The 26721-nt window shown below is 60.2% G+C and carries 24 protein-coding genes; 14 read left to right on the forward strand and 10 right to left on the reverse strand.

Annotated elements, in window-relative coordinates; genetic code table 11:
• The first annotated feature begins 1 nt into the window (after position 1).
• From nirB to PD282_RS01895, 4 genes are all read left to right on the forward strand, one after another.
• Positions 2 to 2383, forward strand: coding sequence for a nitrite reductase large subunit NirB (nirB, locus tag PD282_RS01880; protein WP_274648699.1), 2382 nt, complete (start codon positions 2 to 4; stop codon positions 2381 to 2383).
• Positions 2380 to 4518, forward strand: a complete 2139-nt coding sequence (gene nasC, locus PD282_RS01885) for an assimilatory nitrate reductase catalytic subunit NasC (RefSeq protein WP_274648700.1) — start codon at positions 2380 to 2382, stop codon at positions 4516 to 4518. Before nirB ends, nasC begins: the two co-directional genes overlap by 4 nt.
• Positions 4519 to 4593: 75 nt before the next feature.
• Positions 4594 to 5931, forward strand: a complete 1338-nt coding sequence (locus tag PD282_RS01890) for a PQQ-binding-like beta-propeller repeat protein (RefSeq protein WP_274648701.1) — start codon at positions 4594 to 4596, stop codon at positions 5929 to 5931.
• Between the two features lie 2 nt (positions 5932 to 5933).
• Positions 5934 to 6419, forward strand: coding sequence for a glutathione peroxidase (locus tag PD282_RS01895; protein ID WP_274648702.1), 486 nt, complete (start codon positions 5934 to 5936; stop codon positions 6417 to 6419).
• Between the two features lie 328 nt (positions 6420 to 6747).
• Here PD282_RS01895 and PD282_RS01900 read toward each other — a convergent pair whose 3' ends face one another.
• Positions 6748 to 7032, reverse strand: a complete 285-nt coding sequence (locus PD282_RS01900; protein WP_274648703.1) for a DUF4183 domain-containing protein — start codon at positions 7030 to 7032, stop codon at positions 6748 to 6750.
• Positions 7033 to 7103: 71 nt separating this feature from the next.
• Positions 7104 to 7601 carry a DUF4183 domain-containing protein gene (locus tag PD282_RS01905; RefSeq protein WP_274648704.1) on the reverse strand — a complete coding sequence of 166 codons (498 nt, stop codon included), beginning with the start codon at positions 7599 to 7601 and terminating at the stop codon, positions 7104 to 7106.
• A gap of 446 nt (positions 7602 to 8047) precedes the next feature.
• Here PD282_RS01905 and PD282_RS01910 point away from each other — a divergent pair, with 446 nt between their 5' ends.
• Positions 8048 to 9241 (forward strand): cytochrome P450, encoded by a 1194-nt coding sequence (locus tag PD282_RS01910; protein WP_274648705.1) that lies wholly within the window; start codon positions 8048 to 8050, stop codon positions 9239 to 9241.
• A gap of 260 nt (positions 9242 to 9501) precedes the next feature.
• Complete coding sequence (locus PD282_RS01915) at positions 9502 to 10401, forward strand: phytanoyl-CoA dioxygenase family protein (protein WP_274648706.1); 900 nt, start codon at positions 9502 to 9504, stop codon at positions 10399 to 10401.
• Positions 10402 to 10561: 160 nt separating this feature from the next.
• Here the strand turns inward: PD282_RS01915 and PD282_RS01920 are convergent, their stop codons facing one another.
• A complete protein-coding gene (locus PD282_RS01920; protein WP_274648707.1) occupies positions 10562 to 12379 on the reverse strand; it encodes an ATP-binding protein in 1818 nt (605 codons plus the stop codon).
• 657 nt (positions 12380 to 13036) lie between these two features.
• Between PD282_RS01920 and PD282_RS01925 the strand changes: the two genes are divergently transcribed.
• The 4 genes from PD282_RS01925 (at position 13037) to PD282_RS01940 (ending at position 16535) form a co-directional block, all read left to right on the forward strand.
• Complete coding sequence (locus PD282_RS01925; RefSeq protein WP_274648708.1) at positions 13037 to 13930, forward strand: ABC transporter ATP-binding protein; 894 nt, start codon at positions 13037 to 13039, stop codon at positions 13928 to 13930.
• A gap of 26 nt (positions 13931 to 13956) precedes the next feature.
• A complete protein-coding gene (locus tag PD282_RS01930) occupies positions 13957 to 14712 on the forward strand; it encodes an ABC transporter permease (protein WP_274648709.1) in 756 nt (251 codons plus the stop codon).
• Positions 14713 to 14715: 3 nt separating this feature from the next.
• Positions 14716 to 15846, forward strand: a complete 1131-nt coding sequence (locus tag PD282_RS01935) for a sensor histidine kinase (protein WP_274648710.1) — start codon at positions 14716 to 14718, stop codon at positions 15844 to 15846.
• An 86-nt stretch (positions 15847 to 15932) separates the two neighbouring features.
• A complete protein-coding gene (locus tag PD282_RS01940) occupies positions 15933 to 16535 on the forward strand; it encodes a response regulator transcription factor (protein WP_274648711.1) in 603 nt (200 codons plus the stop codon).
• 99 nt (positions 16536 to 16634) lie between these two features.
• Here PD282_RS01940 and PD282_RS01945 read toward each other — a convergent pair whose 3' ends face one another.
• From PD282_RS01945 to PD282_RS01965, 5 genes are read right to left on the reverse strand one after another with little or no spacing between them, the layout of a single operon-like run.
• Positions 16635 to 17780 (reverse strand): ABC transporter permease, encoded by a 1146-nt coding sequence (locus PD282_RS01945; protein ID WP_274648712.1) that lies wholly within the window; start codon positions 17778 to 17780, stop codon positions 16635 to 16637.
• Positions 17781 to 17793: 13 nt separating this feature from the next.
• Complete coding sequence (locus PD282_RS01950) at positions 17794 to 18771, reverse strand: ABC transporter ATP-binding protein (protein WP_274648713.1); 978 nt, start codon at positions 18769 to 18771, stop codon at positions 17794 to 17796.
• Between the two features lie 31 nt (positions 18772 to 18802).
• Positions 18803 to 19585 (reverse strand): ABC transporter permease, encoded by a 783-nt coding sequence (locus PD282_RS01955; protein ID WP_274648714.1) that lies wholly within the window; start codon positions 19583 to 19585, stop codon positions 18803 to 18805.
• Entirely contained in the window at positions 19582 to 20295 is a 714-nt protein-coding gene (locus PD282_RS01960; protein ID WP_274648715.1) for an ATP-binding cassette domain-containing protein, read from the reverse strand. The genes PD282_RS01955 and PD282_RS01960 overlap by 4 nt, the downstream gene beginning before the upstream one ends.
• A complete protein-coding gene (locus PD282_RS01965; RefSeq protein ID WP_274648716.1) occupies positions 20292 to 20699 on the reverse strand; it encodes a GntR family transcriptional regulator in 408 nt (135 codons plus the stop codon). Before PD282_RS01965 ends, PD282_RS01960 begins: the two co-directional genes overlap by 4 nt.
• A 437-nt stretch (positions 20700 to 21136) precedes the next feature.
• Here PD282_RS01965 and PD282_RS01970 point away from each other — a divergent pair, with 437 nt between their 5' ends.
• The 3 genes from PD282_RS01970 to PD282_RS01980 all read left to right on the forward strand — a co-directional run bounded on the left by PD282_RS01970 (position 21137) and on the right by PD282_RS01980 (position 23553).
• Positions 21137 to 21460 carry a hypothetical protein gene (locus PD282_RS01970; RefSeq protein ID WP_274648717.1) on the forward strand — a complete coding sequence of 108 codons (324 nt, stop codon included), beginning with the start codon at positions 21137 to 21139 and terminating at the stop codon, positions 21458 to 21460.
• A gap of 13 nt (positions 21461 to 21473) precedes the next feature.
• A complete protein-coding gene (locus tag PD282_RS01975; RefSeq protein WP_274648718.1) occupies positions 21474 to 22880 on the forward strand; it encodes an S-layer homology domain-containing protein in 1407 nt (468 codons plus the stop codon).
• Between the two features lie 241 nt (positions 22881 to 23121).
• Positions 23122 to 23553, forward strand: coding sequence for a VOC family protein (locus PD282_RS01980; RefSeq protein WP_274648719.1), 432 nt, complete (start codon positions 23122 to 23124; stop codon positions 23551 to 23553).
• A gap of 262 nt (positions 23554 to 23815) precedes the next feature.
• On the opposite strand, the gene PD282_RS01985 is transcribed toward PD282_RS01980, so the two are convergent.
• Complete coding sequence (locus PD282_RS01985) at positions 23816 to 25264, reverse strand: MFS transporter (RefSeq protein WP_274648720.1); 1449 nt, start codon at positions 25262 to 25264, stop codon at positions 23816 to 23818.
• Between the two features lie 69 nt (positions 25265 to 25333).
• Positions 25334 to 25909 carry an isochorismatase family protein gene (locus PD282_RS01990; protein WP_274648721.1) on the reverse strand — a complete coding sequence of 192 codons (576 nt, stop codon included), beginning with the start codon at positions 25907 to 25909 and terminating at the stop codon, positions 25334 to 25336.
• 408 nt (positions 25910 to 26317) lie between these two features.
• On the opposite strand from PD282_RS01990, the gene PD282_RS01995 reads away from it, so the two are divergent.
• Positions 26318 to 26692 carry a hypothetical protein gene (locus tag PD282_RS01995; protein ID WP_274648722.1) on the forward strand — a complete coding sequence of 125 codons (375 nt, stop codon included), beginning with the start codon at positions 26318 to 26320 and terminating at the stop codon, positions 26690 to 26692.
• Positions 26693 to 26721: the final 29 nt, after the last annotated feature.

Here is a 26721-nt window from a genome sequence, read left to right on the forward strand (position 1 = left end):
TATGACGAAACAGAAGCTGGTTGTCGTCGGGAACGGAATGGCGGGCGTCAGATGTGTGGAAGAAATTATGAAGCTTGCTCCGGACCGGTTCGAGACGACGATTTTCGGCGGCGAACCGCATCCCAATTACAACCGGATCCTGCTGTCCAAGGTGCTGCAGGGCGATACGGACGTGCGCGAGATTACGATCAACGACTGGGACTGGTATAAAACGAACGGAATCGAGCTGTATGCGGGCGATCCCGTCGTCCGGATCGATACGAACCGCCGCCGCGTCATCGGCGAAAGCGGCCGTATCGTGAATTACGACAAGCTGATCGTCGCAACCGGATCGCTTCCCTTCATGCTGCCGCTGCCCGGGGCCGACAAGCCCGGCGTGAGAGCTTTCCGCGACATTGCGGACTGCACCGCGATGATGGAAGCGTCCAAAACGTACCGGAAAGCGGCCGTCATCGGCGGCGGCCTGCTCGGATTGGAGGCGGCGCGCGGCCTGCTCAATCTCGGCATGGACGTGCATGTCGTGCATAATGTCCGCTACCTGATGAACCGGCAGCTGGACGAAACGGCGGCGGGTCTTCTGAAGCGGGAGCTGGAGCGGCAGGGCATGAAGTTTCTGCTGGCGAAGCAGACCGAGCGCATTCTCGGCCGGAAGCGGGCCGAAGGGCTGCTGTTCACGGACGGCTCGAGCATCGAAGCCGATCTGGTCGTCGTCGCCGTCGGCATCCGGCCGAACGTGAGGCTGGCCGCCGAAAGCGGAATGGACGTTCACCGTGCGATCGTCGTGAACGATTATATGGAGACGAGCGTGCCGGACGTGTACGCGGTCGGCGAATGCGCGGAGCACCGCGGCATGGTGTACGGCATGGTGGCGCCGCTGTACGAGCAGGGCAAGGTGCTGGCGGCGCGCCTTTGCGGGACGGCGACGAAGCCGTACGAAGGCTCGATTTTGGCCTCGCAGCTGAAGGTGTCCGGCGTCGATCTGTTCTCGGCGGGCGAAATCCGCGACGCGGAAGTGACGACTTCGATCCAGACGTTCGACGGCGTGAAGGGCGTGTACAAGAAAATTACGGTCCGGGACGACCGAATCGTCGGCGCCGTGCTCTACGGCGACACCTCGGACAGCGGGCGGCTGCTCGGCTATATCAAGCGGCAGGCCGACGTGTCCGTGCTCGAGGAGTCCGGCGCGGCGGCAAAAGCGGGCGGCACGGACGTAGCCGCCGCCATGCCGGACGCGGAGACGGTCTGCGCATGCAACGGCGTGAGCAAGGGCGTCATCGCGGCGGCGATCCGCGAGCGCGGCCTGAAAACCGCCGAGGAGGTGCGCGCCTGCACGAAGGCGTCCAGCTCCTGCGGGGGCTGCAAGCCGCTTGTGACGGCGATTTTGAACTACACGCTGTCTCATGCGGACGCGGGCGCTGCGCCCAAGGAAACGGTTTGCGGCTGCACCGGGCTCAGCCATGCCGAGCTGAAGCGGGACATCCGCCTCGGCGGCTTCGCGTCCCCCGGCGAAGCGATGGCCGCGCTTGGCTGGGAGCGGCCAGAGGGCTGCGCCGTGTGCCGGCCTGCGCTGAGCTATTATATCGGCGCGGCCGGGCATGCCGCCGGGAGCGGCGCAGGCGCATCGCCGTCTGCCTACAGCGGCGCAGCAGTTACGCTTACGCCGCGCATGTACGGCGGGCTCACGAACGCGGAGCAGCTGCGCCGCATCGCCGATGCCATCGACACGCACGGCATTCCGCGCGTCAAGCTGAGCCCCGGCGGCCGGCTGGAGCTGTCCGGCCTCGATGCGGCCGCTGCGGCGGCGGTATGCGCCGCGTTCGGGCTTCCGGCGGATGAGATCGCCGGAGCGTCCTGGGGGTATCCCGCGCCGGCCGTCGCCACTTGCGCCGGGGCGGGGTACGAGCGGAGCGCCCTGCGCGATTCGGTTCGGCTCGGCGGGCTGTTGGAGCGCCGCCTAGCCGGGCTGCGGCTGCCGGCAGCCGTCAGCGCCGGCGTCTCGGGCAGCCCGCTCCACCGCGCCGGCACGCTGGCGATGGACCTCGGCCTGGCCGGTTCGCCGGCCGGCTGGGAGATTTATGTCGGCGGCAGCGGCGGAAGCCGGCTGAAGCCGGGCGTGCTGCTCGGCACGGAGCCGGACGACGAGGCTGCGCTGGAGCTGGCGGCCGCGTTTCTCCAGCTGTACGCGAACGAGGCGGATTACGGCGAAACGACGGCACATTGGGTGGAACGGACCGGGCTCATGCAGCTGCGCGAGATGCTGTTCGACCGGCATGTCCGGTCCGCGCTGCTGCGGCGCTTGGAAGAACGCCGCCCGGCGCCGGAGGCCCGCGGCGAAGCCGGCCGAACGGCTGCGAAACCGCTCGCGGCGGCGCCGGCCGGATGAGAGGAATGAATACGCATATGGAAGCATCGGGAAATTCGGCGCTGCCGGTCGTGATGGATACGCAGTGCCCGTTCTGCAGCGTGCAGTGCAAAGCGCGGATTACGGAGCAGTGGGACGAGCGGGCGGGACGCCATACGTACACGGTCGAACCGAAGCCGAATGCGGCGTCCGAAGGCCGGCTGTGCGTAAAGGGCATGAACGCCTACCAGCATGCGCTGAACGCGGAACGGCTCGTGCGGCCGCTGGCGCGTCGCGGCGGCGATTTTGTGCCGATATCGTGGGACGAAGCGTTCGCGTTGATCGCGGACCGGTTCGGAGCGCTGCGCAGCGCGCACGGCAGCGACAGTATCGGCGTCTACGGCGGCGGTTCGCTGACGAACGAATCGGCGTATTTGCTCGGCAAATTCGCCCGCGTCGCCCTGCAGACCAAATATATCGACTATAACGGCCGTTTCTGCATGTCGGCCGCCGCTTCTGGCGGCAGCAAGGCGTTTGGCATCGACAGGGGGCTGACGAACCCGCTGTCCGACATCCCGCTGGCCAAATGCATCATCTTGGCCGGGACGAATATTGCCGAGTGCCAGCCGACGCTGATGCCGTATTTTACGCGCGCGAAGGAAAACGGCGCGTTTATCATCGCGATCGACCCGAGGTCGACCGGCACGACGGCGATGGCCGATCTGCACCTGCAGGTCCGGCCGGGCATGGATGCGGCGCTGGCAAACGGGCTGCAGAAGGTTATTCTCGAGGAGGGCCTGACCGACGAGGCGTTTATCGCCGCGCGAACGAAGGGCTTCGACGGGCTGAAGGCCCACCTGCACCGGCTCGATCTGGACGAAATCGCCGCGATGGCGGGCGTCCCGGCGGAGCAAATCCGCAAGGCGGCAATCGCCTTCGGCAAAGCGCCGACGGGCATGGTGTTCACGGCGCGCGGCGTCGAGCAGCAGACGGACGGCTACATGGCGGTCCGCAGCATGATCAACCTTGCGCTCATGACGGGCAAAATCGGCAAGCCGGGCTCCGGCTACGGTGCGATAACCGGCCAGGGCAACGGCCAGGGCGGCCGCGAGCACGGGCAGAAGGCCGATCAGCTCCCGGGCTACCGGCTGATCGAGAACCCGGCTGACCGGGCCTTCGTGGCGGGCGTCTGGGGCGTCGACCCGGACGAGCTTCCGGGCAAGGGCGTATCGGCGTACGAGATGATGCAGAAGGTGCATGCGGGCGAGATTCGCGGCATGCTGGTCATGAGCTCGAACCCGATCGTCTCGAATCCGAACGCGAACTTCGTGCGCGACGGGCTGGAGAAGCTCGACTTTCTCGTCGTCGCCGACATGCTGATGTCGGAGACGGCGCAGATGGCCGATCTTGTGCTCCCCGCCTCGGCCTATTTGGAAAATACCGGGACAATGACCAACCTGGAAGGGCGCGTGCTGCTGCGCGAGGCAAGTCGGCCGGCGCCGGGCGTAGCGCTCGACGATTGGCGCATCCTGGCCGGGATCGCGGAGCGGCTCGGGCGCGGGCGGTATTTTGCCTATACGTCGGCGGAGGACGTCTTCGAAGAGCTCCGACTCGCCAGCCGCGGGGGAATCGCCGATTATTACGGCATCACCTACGATCGCCTGCGCCGGGAGGAAGGCGTCTACTGGCCGTGCCCGGATGAGCGCGGCGCCGGAACCGGACGTTTGTTCGAAACGTCGTTCGCTCATCCGGACGGCAGAGCAGAGTTCGTCCCGGTGGAGAACCATTTTCCCGATGAGCGGACGGACGGGCGGTTCCCGCTGTATTTGACGACCGGGCGCGTGCTGAATCATTATTTGACGGGCGTTCAGACGAGGCGGAGCCCGTCGCTCGCGGCGCGCGACATCGAATCCTTCGTCGAAATTCATCCGCGGGCGGCGCGCAGCTTCGGCATCGAGGACGGCGCGCTTGCGCGGGTAACGTCCCGCCGGGGCGAAATCGTCGTCCGCGCCCGCGTCCGGGACGACATCCGCGAGGATACGGTATTCGTGCCGATGCACTGGGGCGGCATCCAAAACGTCAACGCGCTGACGAACCCGGCGCTCGATCCGACCTGCCGCATGCCCGGCTTCAAGGTGTGCGCCGTGCGAATCGCCCCGCTTTATGCAAACTCTTGAACAAAAAAACGGAACAAAGTCGAACCTGCTGCGTCTTAATAGGATATAGAACCTGTAAAGGCGGGTGCTCGGGAGATGGCGGATTTCAAACGGTTGAAGAACAAAATCGCCGCGGCGGCCTTGGCTGTCGCGGCTTTCGCGGCTCTGCCGCCCGGCGGGGAAGGGACGACGGCTTTCGCCGACATCGACCTGCATACCTCGTACATCGGAATGAACCGGGAGCCCTCTGTCATCGTGCCGCCGGTAAAGACGCACTGGTCGGCGGCGATGGACAAGCATGACGAGCTGATGGAGCAGGGCGTCGCCGCCGCCGGGTCCGGCAAGCTGTTCGTCATTCGGGGCGGCAGGCTGCTCGCGCTGGAGCCGCAGACCGGACAGAGGCTGTGGACCTTCGGCGCGAAGCTGAAGGCTCCGATCCTGTACGAGGACGGCGTCGTTTATACAAGCTCGGAATCCGGCGTGCTGTTCGCTGCGGATGCGGACAGCGGCAAAAAGCTGTGGGCGACCGGCACGCCGAGCAAGGGGGCGACCCGGCTCTATGTCGAGGACGGCCGGCTGCTGGCGTTAAACGGCGACATCCAGGCGTACCGGCTGTCGGACGGCGGTCTTCTTTGGCGGGACGGCTACGACGGCCAGCTGCCGGGACCTCTGCTGACCGCGGGCGGAAGGGTATTTGCGTCGAGCGAGGAATCGGGCGCGTATACGTACGAGGTGCTGCATGCGTTCGATGCGGTTACCGGCAAGGAAATATGGGAGGCGGCGGACGAAGGCTTCCCGATCGCGGCGTCGGATGACACCGTTATCGTGCAGCGGCAGCAGGATATACTCGATAAAGGGATGCTGACGACGCTCGACACGATCGAGATCGCAACGGGCAAGACGATCAAGACGACGGTATATAATCCGGAGCATGTCGATTTGAGCCAGGTGGAATATTATTCGCCGGGCAAAGCGTGGATCAGCGGCGGCCGGGTCTATATCGCAGCCGGTTCAAAGGTTTACGGCTATCCGGCCGACGGCAAGCCGGACGACGAGGCGCGCGACGCCTACCTGTCGCCGGCGCCCGATGCGGTCTACGCGGCCGGCCCGCAGGAGGGTCGGCTCCTCTTCGCAAGCGTTCAGGGCATCTACGGCGTCAAGCTGATCAATAAAGGGCCGGTCTGGTATACGGATGGCATCTCGAACCCGATCGCCCGCTTCGATCTGATCGGCCGCGGCATGTACGTCGCGCAGACGGACGGCAGGCTGATCGCCGTCGATCTGATCGCAGGCAAAGCCGTCGCGCAAATCCAGACGTATGGCCGCGTTTTCGGCCCGACCCTTTCGGCGGACGGGATGGTCGCCGTCCAGACGAAGGGCAAGCTGGTTGTATTCCCGGAGCCGGCAAGCCTGAAGCATGACGAGGAGGAATAACGATGAACGTATACGATTTCAGCGCGCGGACGGTCCGCGGCGGAGAGCAGCCGCTTGCCGACTATCGCGGACAGGTGCTGCTTATTGTCAACACGGCAACGAAATGCGGCTTTGCGCCGCAATTCCATCAGCTGCAGGAGCTGTACGAGCGCTACCGGGAGCAGGGCTTTGCGGTGCTCGGCTTTCCGTGCAATCAATTTGCAAATCAGGAGCCGGGCGGCAGTGAGCAGGTGGAACAGGCATGCCGGCTCGATTTCGGCGTGACATTCCCGCTGTTCGCGAAAATCGACGTCAACGGCCCGAATACGGACCCGCTGTTCGCTTATTTGAGGAAACGGACGTCGGGTTTCCTCGGCTCGTCGATTAAATGGAATTTTACAAAGTTTCTCGTCAGCCGGGACGGCGAGGCCGTTAAACGGTTCTCGCCCGCGACCGCGCCGCTGAAATTCGAACGCCGGATCGCCGCCTTGCTGGAGCCGAAAGCCTGAATTCGAATCGATGATCGAAGGGGCTGTCCAAAAGCTGGTTTTTCAGGCTTCGATCCCGGGCATCATGAAGATATTTGCATGCAAAAAGACACTTCCGGCTCCGCTTGCAGGGCGGTGCAGGAAGCGTCTTTTTGTGTTGTTCTTCGGCCTGCCTTATTCCCTTTTGGGACAGCCCGACAGCTCTCTACGATTCGAGTCTCGGGATGGACGTTCAGACACCGGTTTCAAGACGGTCCGCCGACAAAAGCCGTCTTCGGCCGTTTTAAAGGCCTGTCCTGCTTACTCCTGACCGCCAAGGCACCTCGCGGACAAATCCGGCCGGGAAGCTTTACGAGACGACAAACTGGACGACAATCGGAGTTCCGCCATCCAGGGCGTCGCCGCCTGGGATCGTGACGGCTGTGGTCGTAACGGAGGAGGTATCGGCCGTCTGCATCAGTCCGTTAATATACAGATTATAATAATTGAATACAGCCGGAAATGCCGTTGCAGCCGCGCCGGTGTCATCCGTAAACGCTGTCGCGGCAATCGCAAAGGTCGCGCCTGTCCCCGTACCTGCCCCGAATGTGGAAGTAAATCTCCTGCTGTTTTGATATGGCGTTACGATCGGCATAATCTCTCACCTCCTTCTATTCTATTACATGCTGCTGAAAGAATGGAGGTGAGGGCTGTTCCGCCAAATGGTCAGGAAGATAATACGGCGGTCAGCTGCACCGTTTCGACGATCAGCGGCGTCCCGGCATAAATAACTCCGCTTTGCTGCGGAAAGGAAAGGCCTGCCGGAAAAATATCGTACGAGCCGCCCGGCTGCACGATGCCGTTAATATAGAGCGTGCCGAAGCTGCCCGGACCCGTGCCGGCAAATTCGGTAATCGGCTGGCCTTCATCGCCGGTAAACTGGTTGGCGGGAATCGTAACCGGCACCGTCAGATCAAGGTCGGTTTCCGGGGTGTTGAAGTAGCGGTTCACGGTCGGAATGACGGTAACGTCCGGGATTACGACGCTCCCCGGCGTGCCTTGAGGCCCCTGCTCGCCCTGCGCCCCTTGCGGGCCGCGTTCGCCGGGTACGCCCTGCGGCCCCTGAAGGCCCGGAACGGCTTGAGGTCCCTGAGCGCCCGGCCGTCCAGGCTCACCCTGCGAGCCTGCAAAGCCCCGCGTTACGGCCGGCCCCCGTTTCTTCACCCTTTTCGCCCTCGTAACCGATGCCGGAAAGACGCGAACGCGCCGGCATACAACCCGGAGCCTCGTACAAGCGGGTATGCGCCTCTTTTTGCGGATACGGCTTGATTTTTTCCGTTTCGCCCGGCATTTGCTTCCGGGTTCGCGCTCCGGACGTTTACGGCTTCGATTGCGGCGCGCGGCGTGCTTCCTGACGGAACACCTCATGATCGGACACTCCTTGGGATGAATTCTCCATTAGCTATACATATGCCAAATGCATACGCGGAGAGTGGACGCATGACCGGCGGAGCGAACCGGAGCGTCTCATTCTCTCGCACCGAGGACTGGTGAGCAATCGCGGATAAAACGCATGACACGGTCGGCGGGCAGTGGTACACTGGAACCAGGAACATCAAGAGATGGTGCATAATGGGATTGGATTAAACCCTTAGTAAGGAGTGAGGCGCATGGAAGCGACAATATTTCCGGATGAGAAGGAGTATTTGACCCCCTATTCCTTTTACCGTCGAATGAGGGATGAAAACCCGATTGCTTACGATCCGAAAGCGAAGCTTTGGGCAGTATTCCGTTATGACGATGTCCGCACCGTATTGAGCGATCACGACCGTTTCTCGTCGGATTTCACCAAATTCGATTCTTCGGAAACCGTCGGACGGCGCAAATCGTTAATCAGCATGGATCCGCCGGAGCACAAGCACTCGCGGGATTTGCTGACGAAGGCCTTTACGCCCCGCGCCGTCGCCAATATGGAACCAAGAATCGCCCAAATTGCGAACGATTTGTTGGATCAGGTGATCGACAAGGGCGAGATGGATTTTATCCGCGACTTTGCATCGCCGCTTCCGATCATCGTCATTGCCGAAATGCTGGGCGTGCCGACGCAGGACCGCGATCAATTCAGAAGCTGGGCGGATGAATTGCTCCGGTTCACGGACAATCCGTTCGTCGACGCCGAGGCGAACAAAGAGCGGCGCGAGCGGGTACAGGCGGAAATGGACGATTATTTCCGGGGCATCATCGCGCAGCGAAAACGGGATCCGAAGGACGATCTGATTTCCAGCCTGATTCAGGCGGAAATCGGCGGCGAGAAGCTGACGGAGGAGCAAATTCTGTCGTTCTGCACGCTGCTGCTGCTGGCCGGGCACGTCACCACGATCAATCTCCTCGGCAATTCGATGCTCTGCCTGACCGATTTTCCGGATGAGCTGAATAAGCTCTATGCGAAGCCGGATTTGATTCCATCGGCAATCGAGGAGGTTCTGCGTTACTCGTCTCCGGTTCAGCTCTTCTTCCGGATCGCGAACCGGGATATTGACATGGATGGGCGCCGGATCGAGAAGGGGCAGCGGATTATCGCCTGGATCGGCTCAGCGAACCGGGATGAAACCAAATTCGAAGCGCCCGACCGGTTCGATGTCACTCGCAGCCCGAACCCGCATATCGCATTCGGGTACGGCATTCATTTTTGCTTAGGGGCGCCGCTGGCCCGGTTGGAAGGGAAAGCGGCCTGGGAGACGCTGCTGTCCCGTATCGGCAGTTTCACGCGGATTCCCGGCACACTGGAGCCCAGCGGCGGCTTCATCCTTCACGGGGTGAGAAGCCTGCCCATCGCATTCGAGCCTGTAAAAGTGCACCAGTAATCGTCGCATGATTCATTTCCCCGTAAAGAAAGCGCGTCCCGCCGCTTTACGGGGATTTTCCTCGTCTTCCGGGAAGACGGGGAGACCGGCGGCCGGTCGGCCCGCATCAAAAAAATGATATAGGCATTCCCCGGAAATGCTGGTATTGTATAACTAGAATGACCAGCTCGTTCCCGCAGCAGCAATCATGTAAGCGCATTATATGGAGTGCGACGCATCGCACTCGGGGTGATATCGATCATTTTTCAGGAGGGATTGAAATGGCATACAAGGTATTGACGGATGCGCAGGTGGAGCATTTCATCGAACGCGGGTGGGTGAAGCTCGAGCAGGCTTTTGCCGAGGAAGACGCCCTGGCGGCGCAGGATTTCGTTTGGAGACAGCTGAGTTTGCGGAATATCCGGAAAGACGACCCGTCGACCTGGACGCAGCCGCTTGTTCATATTAAGGAAAACTATGCTTCGGAGGAATTCAACCGGTGCAATACGCAGCGCTTTCAGGATGCGATCGAAGATTTGATCGGCCTTGACCGCTGGGCACTGAAAGGGTTTATGGTCATGTGGGGCTGGTGGCCGGTCAACTTTGCCGAAGGCTCGGATATCCCGTGGGACGTGCCGACGACGGGCTGGCACTATGACGGCTCTCATTTCCATCACCGCGTCAACAGCCGGGAGCAGGGGCTCCTGTGCATCCCGCTCTTCTCCAACATCAAGCCGCAGGGCGGCGGTACCCTGGTTGCGGAAGGGACGCACCATATAGTCGCCAATGTTCTGAATGAATATCCGGACGGGCTGCCGCATAAGGATGCGATCCGCAAATCGGTGGAAGCGCATCCGTGGCTGGCCGAATTGACCGGCGCCGCTCCCGCATCGGGCGAGAACCGCGTCGAGAAGTTCATGAATAACGCGTACCGCGATCCGGCCGGCTTCGAGCTGCGCGTCGTCGAAACGATGGGCAGGCCGGGCGATGTGATGCTGTGCCACCCGTTCCTGTTCCATGCGCGTTCGCAGAACCATCTGCGCATTCCCCGTTTTATGTGCAACCGGACGACGCCGCTGAAGGAGCCGATGAATCTGAACCGGGCCAATCCGGCGGACTATTCGCCGCTTGAGCGCAGCATTCGGTACAGCATCGATCATTACAGCAAAGCAGGCGTGTGATGTGAAAACCGCGGGCGTCGCCCGGCGGCGCCGAAATGCAAAATCGCCCTTTGCCCCTGCTCTGAACGGAGCGGGGCGGAGGGCGATTTTTTTCTAGCCGTCCTCCCGCGCCGGAGCGTTCCGCTGCAAAACGCCGGACAGGATGGCCGCCGTCATGGCCTCATTCGGCCGAAATAACCCCGTCCGGCTGCGGGTGAAAGGCGATGGTGAACGTGGTGCCGTCCGGCCCCGTCTTGACGCGGATGGAGCCCCCGTGGCTCTCCGCGATGCTGCGGCATACAGGGAGGCCGAGACCGGTGCCCGTTTCCTTCGTCGTGAAGAACGGGGTGAAAATATCGTCCAGCAGCGCGCTGTCGATGCCGCTGCCCTGATCGGAAACCTCCAGTACGACCTCCGCGTCCTCCATATAAGTACGGATCGTCAGCATGCCGCCGCTTGTCATCGCTTCAATGGCGTTGCGGCACAAGTTGAGCAGCAGCTGACGGATCTCCTTCTCGTTCAGCAGCAGCGGCCGGATTTTTCCGTATTCGATCGCGAGCTCTGTCCTGTGCTTCAGCGTATCCGCTTCAAGCAGCGGACGCATATAGGAGATGATGTCGTTCAGGTCATGCAGCTCTTTGCTTTCCATTTTGCTGCCCGCGATCGCCAAATATTCCGTGATAATCGAATTCGCACGCTCCAGCTCGTTCAGCATCAGTTCGAACCGGCTGCGGTGCTTGTTCATCTCGCTGCCCTTCATGAACAGCTGCAGGAAGCCCTTCACCGTCGTCATCGGGTTGCGGACCTCGTGGGCGATACTGGCGGCCATGGAGCCGAGCATATGATATTTATCCATCAGCAGGAGCCGCTTCTCGTTCTCCTTCATCTCCGTAATGTCCTTCATGATGAACAAAATGCAGTCCTCGTCGTCGATGGTGACCTTCTCGCCCGACAGCAGCCCGTAGCAAAGCCCGCCGGTTTTTTTGCGGTACGGCATCTCCCGGTTATGAACCGCGCCGTGCCGGGCGATCTCCTCAAAAAGCGTTTTCATCCTGTCCGGTGTCAGCCACATGCCGAAATGATGGACAGGGCCCGCGACCGAGAAGGAGCTGCCGTCCATGGCGAGATTCAGAAAATGGCGGTTCGCCTCGATAATGCGCCCGTCGCGGGCCGCCGCGATAAAATTGATCGTCGGCGCATTATGGAAGGCGATCGAAAATTTGCGGTTGGAAGCGGCGAGGCGCTCTTCGGTTTCTTTCTCATGGGTCGTATTGCGCCAAGAGACGGCAAAGCCGCCGCCAAAGCCGTGCAGGACCACCTCGAAAAAGCCATTGTGACGCCGGTCCGTATAATTGAGCTTGTCGATCTTCAGCGTTCGCCCTTCGGCGGCCGCCTGCAGAAGGGTGTCCCACATTTCGCTCGTGACGCCCGGGAAAAGGGTCAGGAAGCTGCTTGCGGCAAAGGCGTCCCTGCCGATGCCGAGGTCGGCGCAGGCGGCTTCGTTCAGAAATTCGACGCGAAAATCGGAAGGGACGCCGTCCTCTCCGGGAATCGGCGCAAATATCCCGAAGCAATCGGGAATCCAGCTGAGACTGAATGGCGCATTATTACCGGGATCGGCGGTATGAACCGGCGGAGCCGGCAGACCGTGGACGGCTTTGCCGATGGCGTAAACGATCCGCTTGCCGGGATCCGGGGCAAAACGCCACTCGACCGGGACGAAGGCCCCGGAGGCCGCGGCACAGCCGGCCGTCACGGCCGCCGGAGCTCCGCCGGCGAGGGCCCGGTCCCAGGCGAGGCGGAAAGCTTGCTGCTCTTCCTGCCGGATATAATCGGCCAGCCGGCCTCCGCGGGCAGGTCCGTCCGTTCCCAGCGTCCGGGAGAAGGCGCCGTTTGCCTGCAGCACGAGGCCGTTCCAGTCCGCAATGGCCATCAGCTCCGAGGAAAGCTCGAAAAATGATTCGAGGCGGCCTATATCGCGTCCATCCTTTAGGATCATATCTCTCACCCGTTTGTTCGTCTTTAGGTGGATTATAGCACAAGAAATGGAGAAAACAGTGACAGCCATTTCCAACTGAGCCCGGTTGCCGAAAAAAATTTCATTTTGTCGAAAGGGGTCTAAAAAACAGGGACGGACTAAAGATGCAAGCCGCCGAAATTGGATCGGGGCCGGCCCGCCGCAGAGTCATTCTGCGCCGGATCGGCCCCATTTTGTATCGGCGGCCGCACGGATGCGGCCTGCCGTATAGAAGCGTAACGCACGGTTTCAGTGCGATTCTCACATGCACGAAAACAACGAAAGCCCTAACCTCTCAATCGTCCTTGCGGTTCCTCGACCGCGCCAGTGTGAATCCGTGTTCCTTCCATTCGGGTCGTCGTTCAAAAGGAATGTGGTTAACGGACGGAGCAAATCCATAGGTACATCGCGGAAAAACCAGGGGTTACACTACATATAAAGCATTATTATACACGTTTGTCCGACAGAAAGCAAGCCGTATGACATTTGTCACCCCGCGGCCTTTTATTTGTCATGCGAAAGAGATGTTAATCGTGAATACAAGGGGCTTTTGAAATCCGGTACGATGGATTCATCGAACACAACCGGCGACGGCGCCGCGAATACACGATGAACGAATCGAAAAGGAGCTGCATGCAAATGAAAGCCGCAATTGAACTGAGGCATGTCACGAAGGTGTACAAAGGCAAGAAGGCCGTGGACGATTTGTCGCTGACGGTGGAGGAAGGCTCCGTCGTCGCGCTGCTCGGGCCGAACGGAGCAGGCAAAACGACGACGGTCTCGATGATTCTCGGCCTGCAGCAGCCGACATCCGGCGAGGTGAAGCTGCTTGGAGGAGCCCCGGGCGACCGCGGTATCCGGAGCCGGATCGGGGCTATGCTGCAGGAGGTAAGCGTCATCGACAATCTGAAGGTGTCGGAGACGATCCGGTTGTTTCGCAGCTTCTACGACAACCCGATGCCGCTCGAACAGCTGCTGCGCATCTCGGGACTCGAGGACGAGAAGGATAAAATCGCTTCGTCTCTGTCCGGAGGCCAGCAGCGCCGGCTCGGCTTTGCGCTGGCGGCGGCCGGCGATCCGGAGGTGCTGTTCCTCGACGAGCCGACGGTCGGCATGGACGTGACGAGCCGCCAGCTGTTCTGGGACACGGTGCGGGCAATGGCGACGCGGGGCCGGACGATTATTTTGACGACGCATTATTTGGAGGAAGCGGACAGCATCGCGGATCGGGTCGTCGTCATCAACAACGGCCGGCTGGTGGCCGACGGCACGCCGAGCCAGATCAAGGCGGAAACGACGGGCCGGATCATCTCGTTCACGGCCGGAGCCACGTTGACGACGGAGAAGCTTCACTCCGTACCGGGCGTTCGGGACGTCGAATGGAACGGGCGGCGGGTGAAGCTGTACAGCGGTGATACGGACCGTCTGATCGCGGAGCTGATCGGGCGGCGGGTCGAGATGAAGGACATCGAAATCCAGAGCGGCGGACTGGAAGAAGCGTTTCAGTCGCTCGTCGGCAGCGCGAAAGAATAAACATTCGATAAGGAGATGGAATTCAAATGAACGGTTCGATTTGGAAATCGGTTGTCGGTCAATGCAAAGCGGAGCTGCTCCGCACGATACGCAACAGGCGGTTCGTCCTTTTCTCGGTGCTGATGCCGATCATCTTCTACTTTATTTTCACCAGCACGGTTCCGGCCAGTACCAAAATCGGCGGAGTCGACTGGAGCGCGTATTATCTGATGTCGATGACCGCGTACGGCGTGATCGGCTCCGGCATTACGTCGCTTTCCATGAAGCTTTCCAGGGAACGCTCGCAGGGCTGGACGCGTCTGCTGCGGATTACGCCGCTGCCGTCCTGGGCATTCGTCGTCTCCAAGCTGGTCGCGCAGGGCATCCTGAACTTCTGCTCCATTACGCTGATGTTTATCATGGGGGCGGCCGCCAAGGGCATCAGCCTGCCGGCCGGCGTTTGGATCGAATGCGGCCTTTGGATCTGGATCGGAGGCTTCGCATTTATGGCACTCGGCTCGTTGATCGGCACGATCCGCAACACCGACGTGGTGCAGGTTGTTTCGACGATCGTGTATATCGGGCTCTCCCTGCTCGGCGGGCTGTGGATGCCGACTACGACGATGTCCCATACGCTGCAGGATATCGCCAAAGCGCTGCCGACCTACCGGCTGGGCCAAGGCGCCTGGAGCCTCATAGCCGGCGGTTCGATTCCGTGGCAGGGTATTCTGATTCTATGTGCGTATGTGGCCGTTTGTATGATATTATCTTCCTATATTATTCGAAAACAGGAAGCGGTTTGATTCATGAGCACATCGGTTGCGCGGCCGGCTCGCCGGCCGCCTATGGTTTTTTCGATCGTATGGCTGATTTATATGGCCTATCCGGTCCAGACGCTGCTTCAGCGGCCGACAGGCGAAATGATCGCCGGTCTGGCCCTGTCGGCCGTCTTTATCTTCATGTATGTGTACAGCTTTCGAAACATCCGCGGGCGGTTTGAGCTCACATTGGCTCAGATGGCCATTATTACGTATTTCGTCTTCAGGTACGACATCAATTTCTTCTATATGTGTTTTTACCCCGCGCCCATTATCGGCATGATGCCGTCCATACGAAAAACGGCTGTCTCCTATGCGTTTTTGGCCGCGCTGCTGGTGTTCACGCTTACGTATTATTGGAGCGGCCTCCAGGAAAGCGATGTGATCCAGGTGCTGGTCGCCGTCTTCCTCGTTCTCGTGATGCCGGTCGCGTTCCGGCTGGGAAGGCGGGCGGTGGAGCTGCGGGAGAAGCTCGATCTGGCCAACGAGGAAATCGCGCGGCTGTCGAAGAACGAGGAACGGCAGCGCATCTCGCGGGACCTGCACGATACCCTCGGCCATACGCTGTCGCTCATAACGCTGAAGAGCGAGCTGGCCGAGAAGCTGATTGCGAAAAACCCGGAGCGCGCCGCGCAGGAGGTGCGGGACATTCAGGCGACTTCGCGCGCCGCGCTGCGGCAGGTGCGCGAGCTCGTGTCCGGCATGAACACGGCGACGGTCGAAGACGAAATAACGCATGCGAAGCAAATTCTTGCCGCTGCGAACATCAAGCTGGAGGTGCGGGGCCGCTTCGGCGAGCCGGCCGTCCAGCCGATTGTCGATAACATCCTCGGCATGTGCCTGCGTGAGTCGGTCACCAACGTGGTCAAGCACAGCAGGGCGAGCGCCTGCGTCGTGGAGCGCGGCGAGGAGGGCTCGACACTGATGCTCGCCGTCTCCGACAACGGGCGCGGGATGAACGCAAAGCAGATCGAAGCCCTCACGGGAGGCAGCGGGCTGAAGGGCATGCGCGAGCGGTTGAAGCTGGTGGAAGGCGAGGTGAGGTTCGAATCCGGAGCAGACGAAGGAACGCGCGTCGTATTTGCGGTGCCGCGGGTGTCGAGATCGGCTTCGTCATGAACCGATTTTGAAATCTGCCGCCATTCGAGCATCTGTCGAAAGCGGGTGTTCCCGATTGATGCGGGTCAATACGAAGGAGGGTCGGCGTGAAGGTCATTGTAGCGGAGGATCAGGGGATGCTGCGCGGCGCGCTCAGCGCGCTGCTCGATCTCGAAGACGATATTGAAGTGATCGGTCAGGCCGAGAACGGCGAGCAGGCGCTGCAGATGATTTGCACGAACGGGCCGGACATTTGCGTAATGGACATCGAAATGCCGCTCATGTCCGGTCTGGACGTAGCCGAGAAGCTGAAGGAGCTGGGGCATCCGTGCAAGGTCGTCATTCTGACGACGTTCTCGCGGGCCGGTTATTTTCAGCGGGCGATTCGCGCGGGGGTGAAAGGCTTTCTGCTCAAGGATTCGCCGATCGACGAGCTCGGCGAAGCGCTGCGCAGCGTCGCCCGCGGCGGCCGGGCGGTCAGCCCCGAGCTGGCGATGACGTTCTGGGAAGCGGAGAATCCGCTCAGCGAGCGGGAGCGCGAGGTGCTGAAGCTGGCGCGGGAAGGGCTGTCCGCCGGCGATATCGCGAAGAAGCTGTATTTGTCCGCCGGGACGGTGCGCAATTATTTGTCCGAAGCGATTCAGAAGCTGGAAGCGAAAAACCGCATCGACGCGATCGTCATCGCGGAAAAGAACGGCTGGCTGGACTGAGGGCCGCCTTCATCATTGCCACGGATTTCCGTACCGATAAACCTAAACGGCGCCCTTCGTTTTGCCTGTCGGCAGAGTGAAGGGCGCCGGCGGTTTAATTCAGTTTGCGGCCGAGCGCAGGAAGCCCGGCAGCCGGAAGAAGGCGACCGTGATGCCTGCCAGGCCGAACAGAACCAGTACGGCGAATGGAAGGAGCACGTCTCCGATATGGGCGCCGTGCGAGATGATGTCGGTGAGCGAGCGCTGCGCCCAGAACTGCGGCGTAAAGTGGCCGATATTTTGGACGATCTGCGGCATCATATAAGAAGGCGTCCACAGCCCGCCGACGAAAGCGCCGCCCGTCGAGATGATCTGTGTAATGACCATGGCCGCGCTCTCGCCCGGTACGATAAACGACAGGCCGAGTCCCATGCCCGATCCGGCAATGGCGAGGCCGAGCACGATAAAGGCGAGCGCAGACAGATCGCCCAGCTTCAGGTGGTACAGGAAATGGCCGAAGGCGAACAATACGGCGCACTGCGCGATGATCGTCAGCAGGAAGGGAATCCACATGCCGATCAAATAGTCCATGGGCTTAATATTCGTACTGCGGATTCTCGACAGCAGGCCGGTCTTCTTCTCGTCGAAGAAGCGGCGGGTCATCGTGATCATAATGAAGAAGACGAACATGACCGTCATCCCGGGCACGACCAGGTCCAGGTAGTTAAAATGGTCCGACGTGGTCGCCACCGGCTTGACGGCGATCGGCGAAGCGAGCGCCGCGGCGGCTTGCTCCTTCGTCTGGCCCATCGCCATGAGCGTGCTCTGCAGCTTCTGGTCCCGGTACTGCCCCGAAATAGCGTTCAATATCGCGTTGATCGGAGCGAGCTGCATCTGCGCCGAAGGATCCTGATAAAGCTGGATTTCAGTCTGCTTGCCCTGCTTCATTCCGGCCTCGAAGCCTTGCGGAATGACGAGCACGGCGGAAAGCTGGCCTTTTTTGATTTTGCCGATTTGGTCGTTCAAACTATCCGGCGCATCGGCCTTGACGTCCATAATCCCGCCCATCTGCTTCACGAACGCCTTCGAAGCCGCGGACTGCTCCTGGTCGATGACGTGAAGCGAGATCGAAGAGGAATCGCCCGAGCCGCTGTTTGCGATCGTGCCGAACATGACGATAAAGATCGCCGGCATCAGCAGCAGGAAGATGAAGCTTCGTTTATCCTTGCGGATCAGCTTCAGTTCTTTCATAATGATTGCTCGCAAGTTATTCGCCTCCTTAATCTCTCAGCGCGGTTCCGGTCACGGTGAGGAAAACGCTCTCCAGCGACGGCCGTACGATCTCGAGCTGCTTGACTTCCCACCGCCGGTTGACGGCCAACTGCAGCAAGCGCTGCATGACGTCGCCGACGTGCTCCGTTTCGAGCAGCCAGCCGGCTCCTTCCTTCACCGCTTTGCTTACGTCCGGGTCCCGGGGAGCCTCCGTCATGCCCGCCGCTTCCATGTAAATCGCCTTGCGGCCGTAGGTCTCCAGCAGTTCGCCGAGCGGTCCCCTGGCTTTCACCGTGCCGCCGTCCATAATCGCGACCTCGTCGCAGAGCGTCTCGACCTCTTCCATATAGTGCGTCGAATAAATAATCGTGACACCGCTCCGGTTCAGCTCGCGAATCAGCTCGAAAATATGGTTCCTTGACTGCGGATCGATACCGACCGTCGGCTCGTCGAGAATAAGCAGCTTCGGCCGGTGCAGCAGCGCCGCCGCGATGTTAATGCGCCGCTTCATGCCGCCGGAGAACGTCTGCACCTCGTCCCGCGCGCGGTCCTTCAGGCCTGTTTTCTCCAGCACCTCGTCGATCCGCAGCCGCAGCTCGGTGCCGCGGACACCGTACGATTCCCCGAAAAACAGCAGATTGTCGTAGGCGCTCAGCTTCTCGTACAGCGTAATTTCCTGCGGCACATAGCCGATATATTTGGCGACGGTGTCCATATCGCCCGTTACGTCCTTGCCCATCAGCCGCACGCTGCCGCTGTCCGCATTTACGATGCCGGTCAAAATTTTCATCGTTGTCGATTTGCCGGCCCCGTTCGGGCCGAGAAAACCGAGCGATGTTCCGGCCTTCAGCGAAAAGGTGACGTCATGCAGCGCCTGCTTCTTTCCGTACGTTTTGCGCAGCCGCGACACTTCGAGCAGCATTTCGCCGGAAGCGGATGCGGCAGAGCGTCCGGAGACCGGCAATTTTGGCATTATGGTTGCCATAACACGTTTACCTCCTTAAGGGTTGATCCCATTAAAGATCCAGTTTCGTATCCAGCAGCAGAGCGGTTAAACGAACGATCAGATAGCCCGCGACCCAGCTGGCCGCCATACAGACGGGCACCGTCCAGGGAAACGGGAAGAAGACGACCCGTTCCGCCGTAAACTGCGTGAAAATATTTTGGGCCGGAAAAAAGGCGTTGAACCCCCAATAATAGGTGCTGCATGCCAGGAATAATACGGTCCAGACGATCGGCGCCAGCGGCCGCCACATGGTGATTTGCAGGCTGGAGGAAAGCAGGCCGAGCGCAATGGCGAACGGACTGAAGCCGGCGATCAGACCGAGCCAGTTGAAGCCTACGGTCATGAAATTCGCCACATCCGCAAAGGTATAGGACGGCAGGGCGATCGCAATCGCGCTCGTATACAGAAACCCCGCGGCAAACAGGGCGGCGAAAACGGCAAGCGCCTGCAGGATGGCCGCCGCCCATTTGGCGCCGATCAGCGTCAGCCGCGGGTACGGCAGCGTAAGCCACCAGCCGTGCGTGTTATTCTCGATCTCCCGACGGACGATACCGACTCCGAAAAAGGCGGTTACATACGGAATGCCCATCGTCGCGAACCAGATTACGTTCATGTTGAGCTGGGAACGGAAGGCGAAATAGGTCGCGGCGCAGAGGCCCGCAAGGAGGAGGAGCGCGGCGTAGATGAAGCGCCACTTTTCCGTGACCACGACGTTCTCCCGCTTCCTCCAGGTGCTTTTCCATGCCGCCTCGTGCCTGACCAGCGATTTGAACCCAGCCGGTTGCCCGTTCATGGCGCCCACTCCTTTTTGTACATCGTCCGGAACACGTTATGCAGGGAGCCGTACTCGGCCCGCAGCTCTTCGGTATCGCCCGCCCAGGCGGCTCGGCCCTTGTCAAGCATGACGGTGTAGTCGAACATGCCCTCGACCTCGTGAATATCGTGTGTGCTGATCAGCATCGATTGGTTCCGCGCTTCGATCAGGTCGATCATCCCGGCGACGATCGATTCCCGGGACATGATGTCGATGCCGGCAAACGGCTCATCCAGCAGGATGAGCGGCACCTCGCGCGCCATGCACAGAATAAGCAGCACCCGCGCTTCCTCGCCGCGGCTCATGCCGCCGAATTTCATGTCCGGCTCGACTTCCATCAATTCGGCGAACCGCAGCGCCGTCTTGAGGTCGAAGCCGGGCAGGAACGCCTGCCCCCATTCGAACGCCTTCATCGCCGTCTGGTTCGGATACCAGCGCGCGCGGTCGGGCAGGTAGGCGATACCGCCGTTTGCCTGCCAGCCGGGAGAGCGTCCCAAAACCTCGACCCGGCCGGAGTCCGGTTTCGTCAGCCCCGCAACGGTGCGGAACAGGCTCGATTTGCCGCAGCCGTTCGGACCGAGCACTCCGACGATCCGTCCGGCGGGAATCGCGACCGTGAGCGAATCGAGCGCGGTTTTTCGCCCGTAGCGTTTCGTCACCCGGTCGCACACGATGATCGGTTCGGTCATTTCGGCTCGCCTCCTTTCCGTCCTTCGCGCTTGCGGCGAACATAGCTTTCCACGTCGTCCCAGTTCAGGCCGAGACCGGCCATTTGCGATTCAAAGGCATCGATATATTTGGCGGCGAGCTCCGTCCGAAACGTGTGCACGCGCTCCGGAGAGGAAGTCACGTACGTGCCCTGTCCCCGGCGTTTCTCCGTCAGTCCGTCCCGTTCGAGCTCTTGATAAGCGCGCATGACCGTATTCGGGTTCATCCGCAGCTCTTGCGCAAGCTCGCGCACCGAAGGCATTTTGTCTCCCAATGCGATCTCTCCTTTCGCGATGGAACTTCGCACTTGATCGAGAATTTGCTCATACAGCGGCTGACTGAAATCGATCCGGAAGCGCAGGCCGCTGACCCGCTGCTCATCCATAGGCGTTCCTCCTAAGCATTTTCCCTTAGAAATGCAGCATCGGCATTTCTATAGGAAAATGCAGCATCGAAAGCATAAGCTAAGCATTTTCCCGTAGAAATGCAGCATCGGCATTTCTATAGGAAAATGCAGCATCGAAAGCATAAGCTAAGCATTTTCCCTGAGGAAATGCAGCATCGAAAGCATAAGCTAAGCATTTTCCCTGAGGAAATGCAGCATCGGCATTTCTATAGGAAAATGCAGCATCGAAAGCATAAGCTAAGCATTTTCGCTGAGATAATGCAGCCTGCTGTTGTTGACTTAAGTGTATTATATCACTTAATACACGTATTGCAAGCCCGATTTCAATTACGATTGAAAAATATGTAAACCGGATGCTATGATGATATTGGCCAAAATCGCTAGCTTGACAGAGCTGCTGTACCGGGAGTGTTCGTATGGAGAAGAAGCTGGTTAAAACGGCGGTGTACAGCTTTATTTTCGGACTTATGCTGGGGCTGCTTTACTACAAAAATATCAATAGCTTTTCAGCCGGGCTGGATACGGTTTCACAGGATGCGCCCCTGCAGCAGTATATCCTCCAGGTGCTGCGCTTTGCCGTCAAAATGACGTTCGCGACGGTAGCGTCGGTATGGATAATGGAAGCGGCACGCATTACCGCGGTTGATTCGTACGAATATTTGCTCGGATTCTTGAAATCGTTTGCCGTCCTCTTTATGCTCGTATTGATCGGATTCGCTGTACTAACGGTTATTTTCTAGGGGGATGCCGCAATTGAAAACCAAAAAGATAAGCGCACTCGCCGCCGCGGCCGTGCTGCTTGGCAATCTGCTCTGCGCCTCCGCGTCCGCCGCGGCGGAGAAGGTCAGCGGCTGGGCGCAGCAGGACGTGCTGGAGGCGCAGAGCAGCGGACTTATTCCGCCCGGTCTCAGCGGGCGGCTCGGCGGCAGGCTGACGCGGGAGCGTTTTGCCGGGGCGGCCGTGAAGCTTTATATGGCGTTGACGGGGGTGGAGCCGCCTTCGGTTGCCGGGCCCAGTCCGTTCCGGGATACCGCCGATTCGTTCGTGCGGCAGGCGTACAAGCTCGGGATCGTGAAAGGAACGGGGCCGTCGTCGTTTTCGCCGAACGCCGTCATGACGCGGGAACAGCTCGCGCAGATGCTGTACAACACGCTGGTCCGCGCCGGCTTGGCGGGCGAGCTGCAGGCTGGGGGAGCGGCGTTTGCGTTTGCCGATGCGCCGCATATCGCCGCCTGGAGCCGGGATGCCGTAAACGCGCTGACGGCTGCCGGATTTATGCAGGGAAGCCCGGCACCGGAAGGCGGAGCGCGCTTCGAACCGGATCGCCCGGCGACGGGCGAACAGGCAATCGTCCTGGTCAACCGGATTTTTCGCCGGTTCGGCACGTTTTTCGTCCATAACGAATACGAGCTGATGGACGCTCCGCTGCAGCCGCAGCCGGTCGTCGTGAAGGACAGCCGGACGGCGGCCGTCTACGAGAAGGCGAAAGCGGTACTGGCGGAGATCATCCGGCCAGGCATGTCGGACTATGAGAAAGAACTCGCGATTCACGATTACCTGCTGCTGCATGTCGCTTACGATTATGACAATTACGTCCGGAATACCGTCCCCGAAGATTCATATACGATTTATGGAGCGATGATCAAGGGAATCGCCGTATGCCAGGGCTATGCTTATGCGGCCCAGCTGCTGCTGGAGATGGCGGGCATCGAAACGCACCTCGTAACCGGAACGGCGGGCGGCGTCGCCCACGCCTGGAACAAGGTGAAGATCGATGGCGATTACTACAATCTCGACGTAACCTGGGACGATCCCGTACCGGACGTGGCGGGGCGCGTGGCGTACGGCTATTTCAACGTGACGGACGAGGAGCTGCGGCGCGATCACAGCTGGCACGACCAGCTTCCGGCGGCAGCCGCGACGAAATATAACTACTATGCCATCAACAACCTGATTGCTTCCAGCCCGAGCGATTTCGATGTGCGGGTCGGCGCCGCGATCGACGCGGGCGAGAATGCGATTACGCTCAAGCGCCTGTACGCGGATCCGCAAATCGACGGCGGCATCGGGAAAATTGTAGCCCGCTACCCCGACGTGAGCGGCTATACGTATACGACCGACAGCAGCAATGTCATTACATACACCTTCACATACCGGTAACCGGAAAATGGCTGCCAGATCCGGGCAAGGGCCGCCGCAAGGCGGCCTTTTTTGGCATGAAAATTCGTTGTATCGCTCGGCCGGTCGCTGGTTGTATACTAGTCATACGATATATCGGCAAAAAGAATAGGCACTGCAAGCCCGGCTGCGTCTTGCGGCGTCTTTCCATGGGACGCGTGCGGTCTGCATGGCCTGGCGTCATGAATAGGCCGAAATAGGAATTGTACTGGAGGAAATGGATATGCAGCACACATTCGGCCATATGGCCATCCGCGTACGGGATGTCGAAGCGGCGGCAGCGTTTTATGCGGATATGTTCGGCTTCAAGGAGCTGTTTCGGATGTCCGACGATAACGGAAAGGCGAGCCTCATCGCCGTGCAGATCGCGAATCGGCAGTTTCTCGAGCTGGTCGAGGGCGGGGATGAACCGTCTTCGGCAGGCGGACCGGCGGCCGGCTTTCTGCACATCTGTTTTGAAACCGGCGACGTGGATGCAATGTACCGCAGCTTGCAGGAGAAGGAAACGTTCACGGACGGAGAGCCGAGGCTCGGGAAATCGGGCAGCCGGTTTTTCTTCACCCGCGATTTGGACGGCAACAGCATCGAATTCGTGCAGATTCTCCCCGGATCGCTGCAGGACCGGGCATTTCGAGGCTTGACGGCCGGAGCTTGAAACGGGGACGCAGAAAAAGCAGGACGGCGTCCCTGGCGCCTTGCTTGCGGACGGGCATACCGTGCCCGTCTGCAGTGAGTCGCCGGAAAATCACCATGTCCAGCCGTGCCGGATGAACCGGAATTCCGGGCTGCGGCGTGGGTCCGCCCGCCTCCATAATTGTCCGCGGCATAAGGCGAAATTCGTACGGCTTGTCTTTTTCGCCGCCCGAGGGGCGATACGGATCACGCATAATGGCAGCTGGCAGGCAGCAGGCGTTAATTTACGCCTTGCTGCCTGTTTTTGCTGCCGTTTTTGCGGCCGAGGGGCGAAGAAAGGAAGCGGCGATTGCGAGCACGGTGAGCAGCAGCAGCACGAGGAAGGCGAGCCGGTAGCCGCCCGCGATGAGCGGAATATCGGCCGTCGAGACGGCGGCGCCGGCGCCCTCGTAAATCGCATCCTTCAGCCGGGCGGGCAGCGCGCTTGTGACGATCATCAGCGAAAGCGCCGCGCTGATTACGGCGCCCATGTTTTGCAGCATGGAGCGCAGCCCGTTGGCCATGCCGCGCTTTTCAAGCGGAACGGTGAGCATGATCGATTTCGTGTTCGGCGTCATGAACAAGCCCGTGCCAATCCCGACGAGCAGCTGACCGAGCTCGATGCGGAGCACCGAGGCGTTCAGCCCGAGATTTTCCATCAGCAGCAGCATGCCGACGCACGTTACGCCGAGCCCGCCCGTCGACAGCAGGCGCGCACTGAACCGGGCGCTTAGCGCTCCGGCGACCGGGGATGCGATAATCATGCCGACGGTGACGGGCAGCACTTTCAAGCCGGCGTCGAAGGTGTTTTCGCGACTCACCACCTGAAAAAACAGCGCCACCAGCAGTACAACGGACGAACGGGCAAGCGAATTGAGGAACGTGGCCAGATTGGCCATCGCATAAGACCGGTCGCGGAACAGGGTCAGATCGACGGTCGGATAAGGCGCATGCCGTTCCCACCAGACGAAGCAGGCGGCGAAGAGGACGAACAAGGCCATGCCGCCCAGCACGAGCCCGCTGCTCCAGCCGATGACGCCGCCTTCCGAGAAGGCGAAGATCAGCCCGCCGAGACCGAGCAAAATAAAGGCGTTGCCGGGAAAATCGATCTTTTCGCCCTTCGCCTGGCCGGGCACCGGACGAAGCGTGTAGATCGCCCACAGGATACCGATGATGCCGATCGGCACGTTGAACCAGAACACCCAGCGCCAGCCGAACGCGTAGACGAGGTACCCGCCGACGACGGGGCCGGCGAGCTGCGCGACCGAGGCGTTCAGCACGTTAATGCCGAGCGCCGTCCCCAGATCGCGCTGGGGGAATGCGTCGGTGATGAGCGGCGTCGTGTTCGTGATGACGAGCGCCCCGCCGGCCGCCTGCAAAATCCGCAGCCCGATCAGCACCCAGACGTTCTCCGAAAACCCGCACAGCAGGCTGACGACCGTAAATTCAGTCAGGCCGATCAAATAAAGCGTACGCCTGCCGTAGATGTCGGCCAGCTTGCCGAACACCAGAATGAGAATCGTATTGAACAGCATATACGAGAGCAGAATCCAGCTGGTTGCCACCGCTCCCGCGTGAAAATAAGCGGCAACCTCGGGCAGCGCGACGTTCAGCGTGCTCAGGTTGAGCGTCGTCAGCAGCACGCCGAGGCTCGTCACCGAAAGGAGCAGCCACGGGTATCGATCTTTTTTCATGTCAGTCGTTCATCTCCGGGATAAGGCAAAATAAAGGAGGCGCTCTTCAGCGAAGGCGCCCCGCTAAAACTAGCTTTGCAATGCGTGTAAAAGGTCTTCCGTGCTGCGCACCCGGCCGATTCTCGGGAAAATCGTCGACACCGTATAGCGGTGTTCGTCCTCGGTTTGCGCGCCCATGGCGTCTTCGGCGAAAATCTGCCGGTACCCGTGCTGGAACGCTTCGCGGGCCGTCGTATCGACGCCGATGCTGGTCGAAATGCCGCACATCACGATCGTGTCAATGTCGCGCCGGCGCAGCTGGAGATCCAGCTCGGTGCCGTGGAAAGCGCCCCATTGGCGCTTGGTGATCCCGACGCTTTTCACGGCGTCGATTTCCGGCACGAGCCGCGCCCAGTCGGCGGGTCGGGCCCCCGTTTGCGGCGGGTTGTCCGTCAGCGGCTGCAGGACGTCGCGGCCGTCGACGAAATCGACGTTGACCGCGGCGACGAAGCCGCCTCTGGCGCGCAGCGCTTCGGCAAGCTGCACGGAGCGGCGGACAATATCCGCCGCCGGGTAAGGCACGGTCGGGTAATGATCGACGATACCTTTTTGCAGATCGATGATGATAAGAGCGGTAGCGGCAGGATTAATAATTAACGGCATCATAGGACCTCCAGAGTGTTTAATGGTTAAGCGTTTTACGGAGTAAAACGCAGCATCGAAAGCATAAGTTAAGCGTTTTACGGAGTAAAACGCAGCATCGAAAGCATAAGCTAAGCGTTTTACGGAGTAAAACGCAGCATCGAAAGCATCCGGCAGGCGTTTCGTTCTCTCGTTATTATAGAGCATGCGATAAAAAGCCGCAAAATATCATGCTTGCAGATTCGCACTAAACCGCCGCCGTGCAGCGGAGCGAAGCAAACAACAAAGCCTTGGAGCTCCGCTCCAAGGCTTCTTAAAACGTATGACCAAAAATAAAAAGAACTCATTCAACATCATAGCAGAGCGGAAACAAACAGTCTATATTTTTCCTCGATTTTTGCTACGATTTGGATACGAAGGGAGGAGGATTTTATGAACCGAAATGAAAATGAGTGCCATCTGGCTGCGGCGGAGCTGAACGAATTCATAAGCAGACATGCGGGGCGAGGGTACAAAGTGGAGCGGGTGAACCGGCTCCGGGGAGGCGCCCAGAAGGCGGTTTACAAAATCGAGTGTTTCGGCGGCGCGGCCTTCATTCTGTACGTATGGGATCTTGCGGTGAATTACTTCCGCGAGGAGACGCTGGAAGCGGATCCTCTTACCCGGTCGTATGCCAGCGGACGCTTTAAGGCGAATGCCGAGTTTCTGCAGCGTCACGGGATTGGAACGCCCGCCGTGTTTCATGTCGAGTATGCAGGAGAGCGTTACCCCTTCGATTTTGCGTTGGCGGAATATGCGGGTGAATAGGATATCGCCGCGTACTTTGAACGCGATCC

Origin of the sequence: Paenibacillus humicola (assembly GCF_028826105.1) — a bacterium.
GTDB lineage: Bacteria > Bacillota > Bacilli > Paenibacillales > Paenibacillaceae > Paenibacillus_Z > Paenibacillus_Z humicola.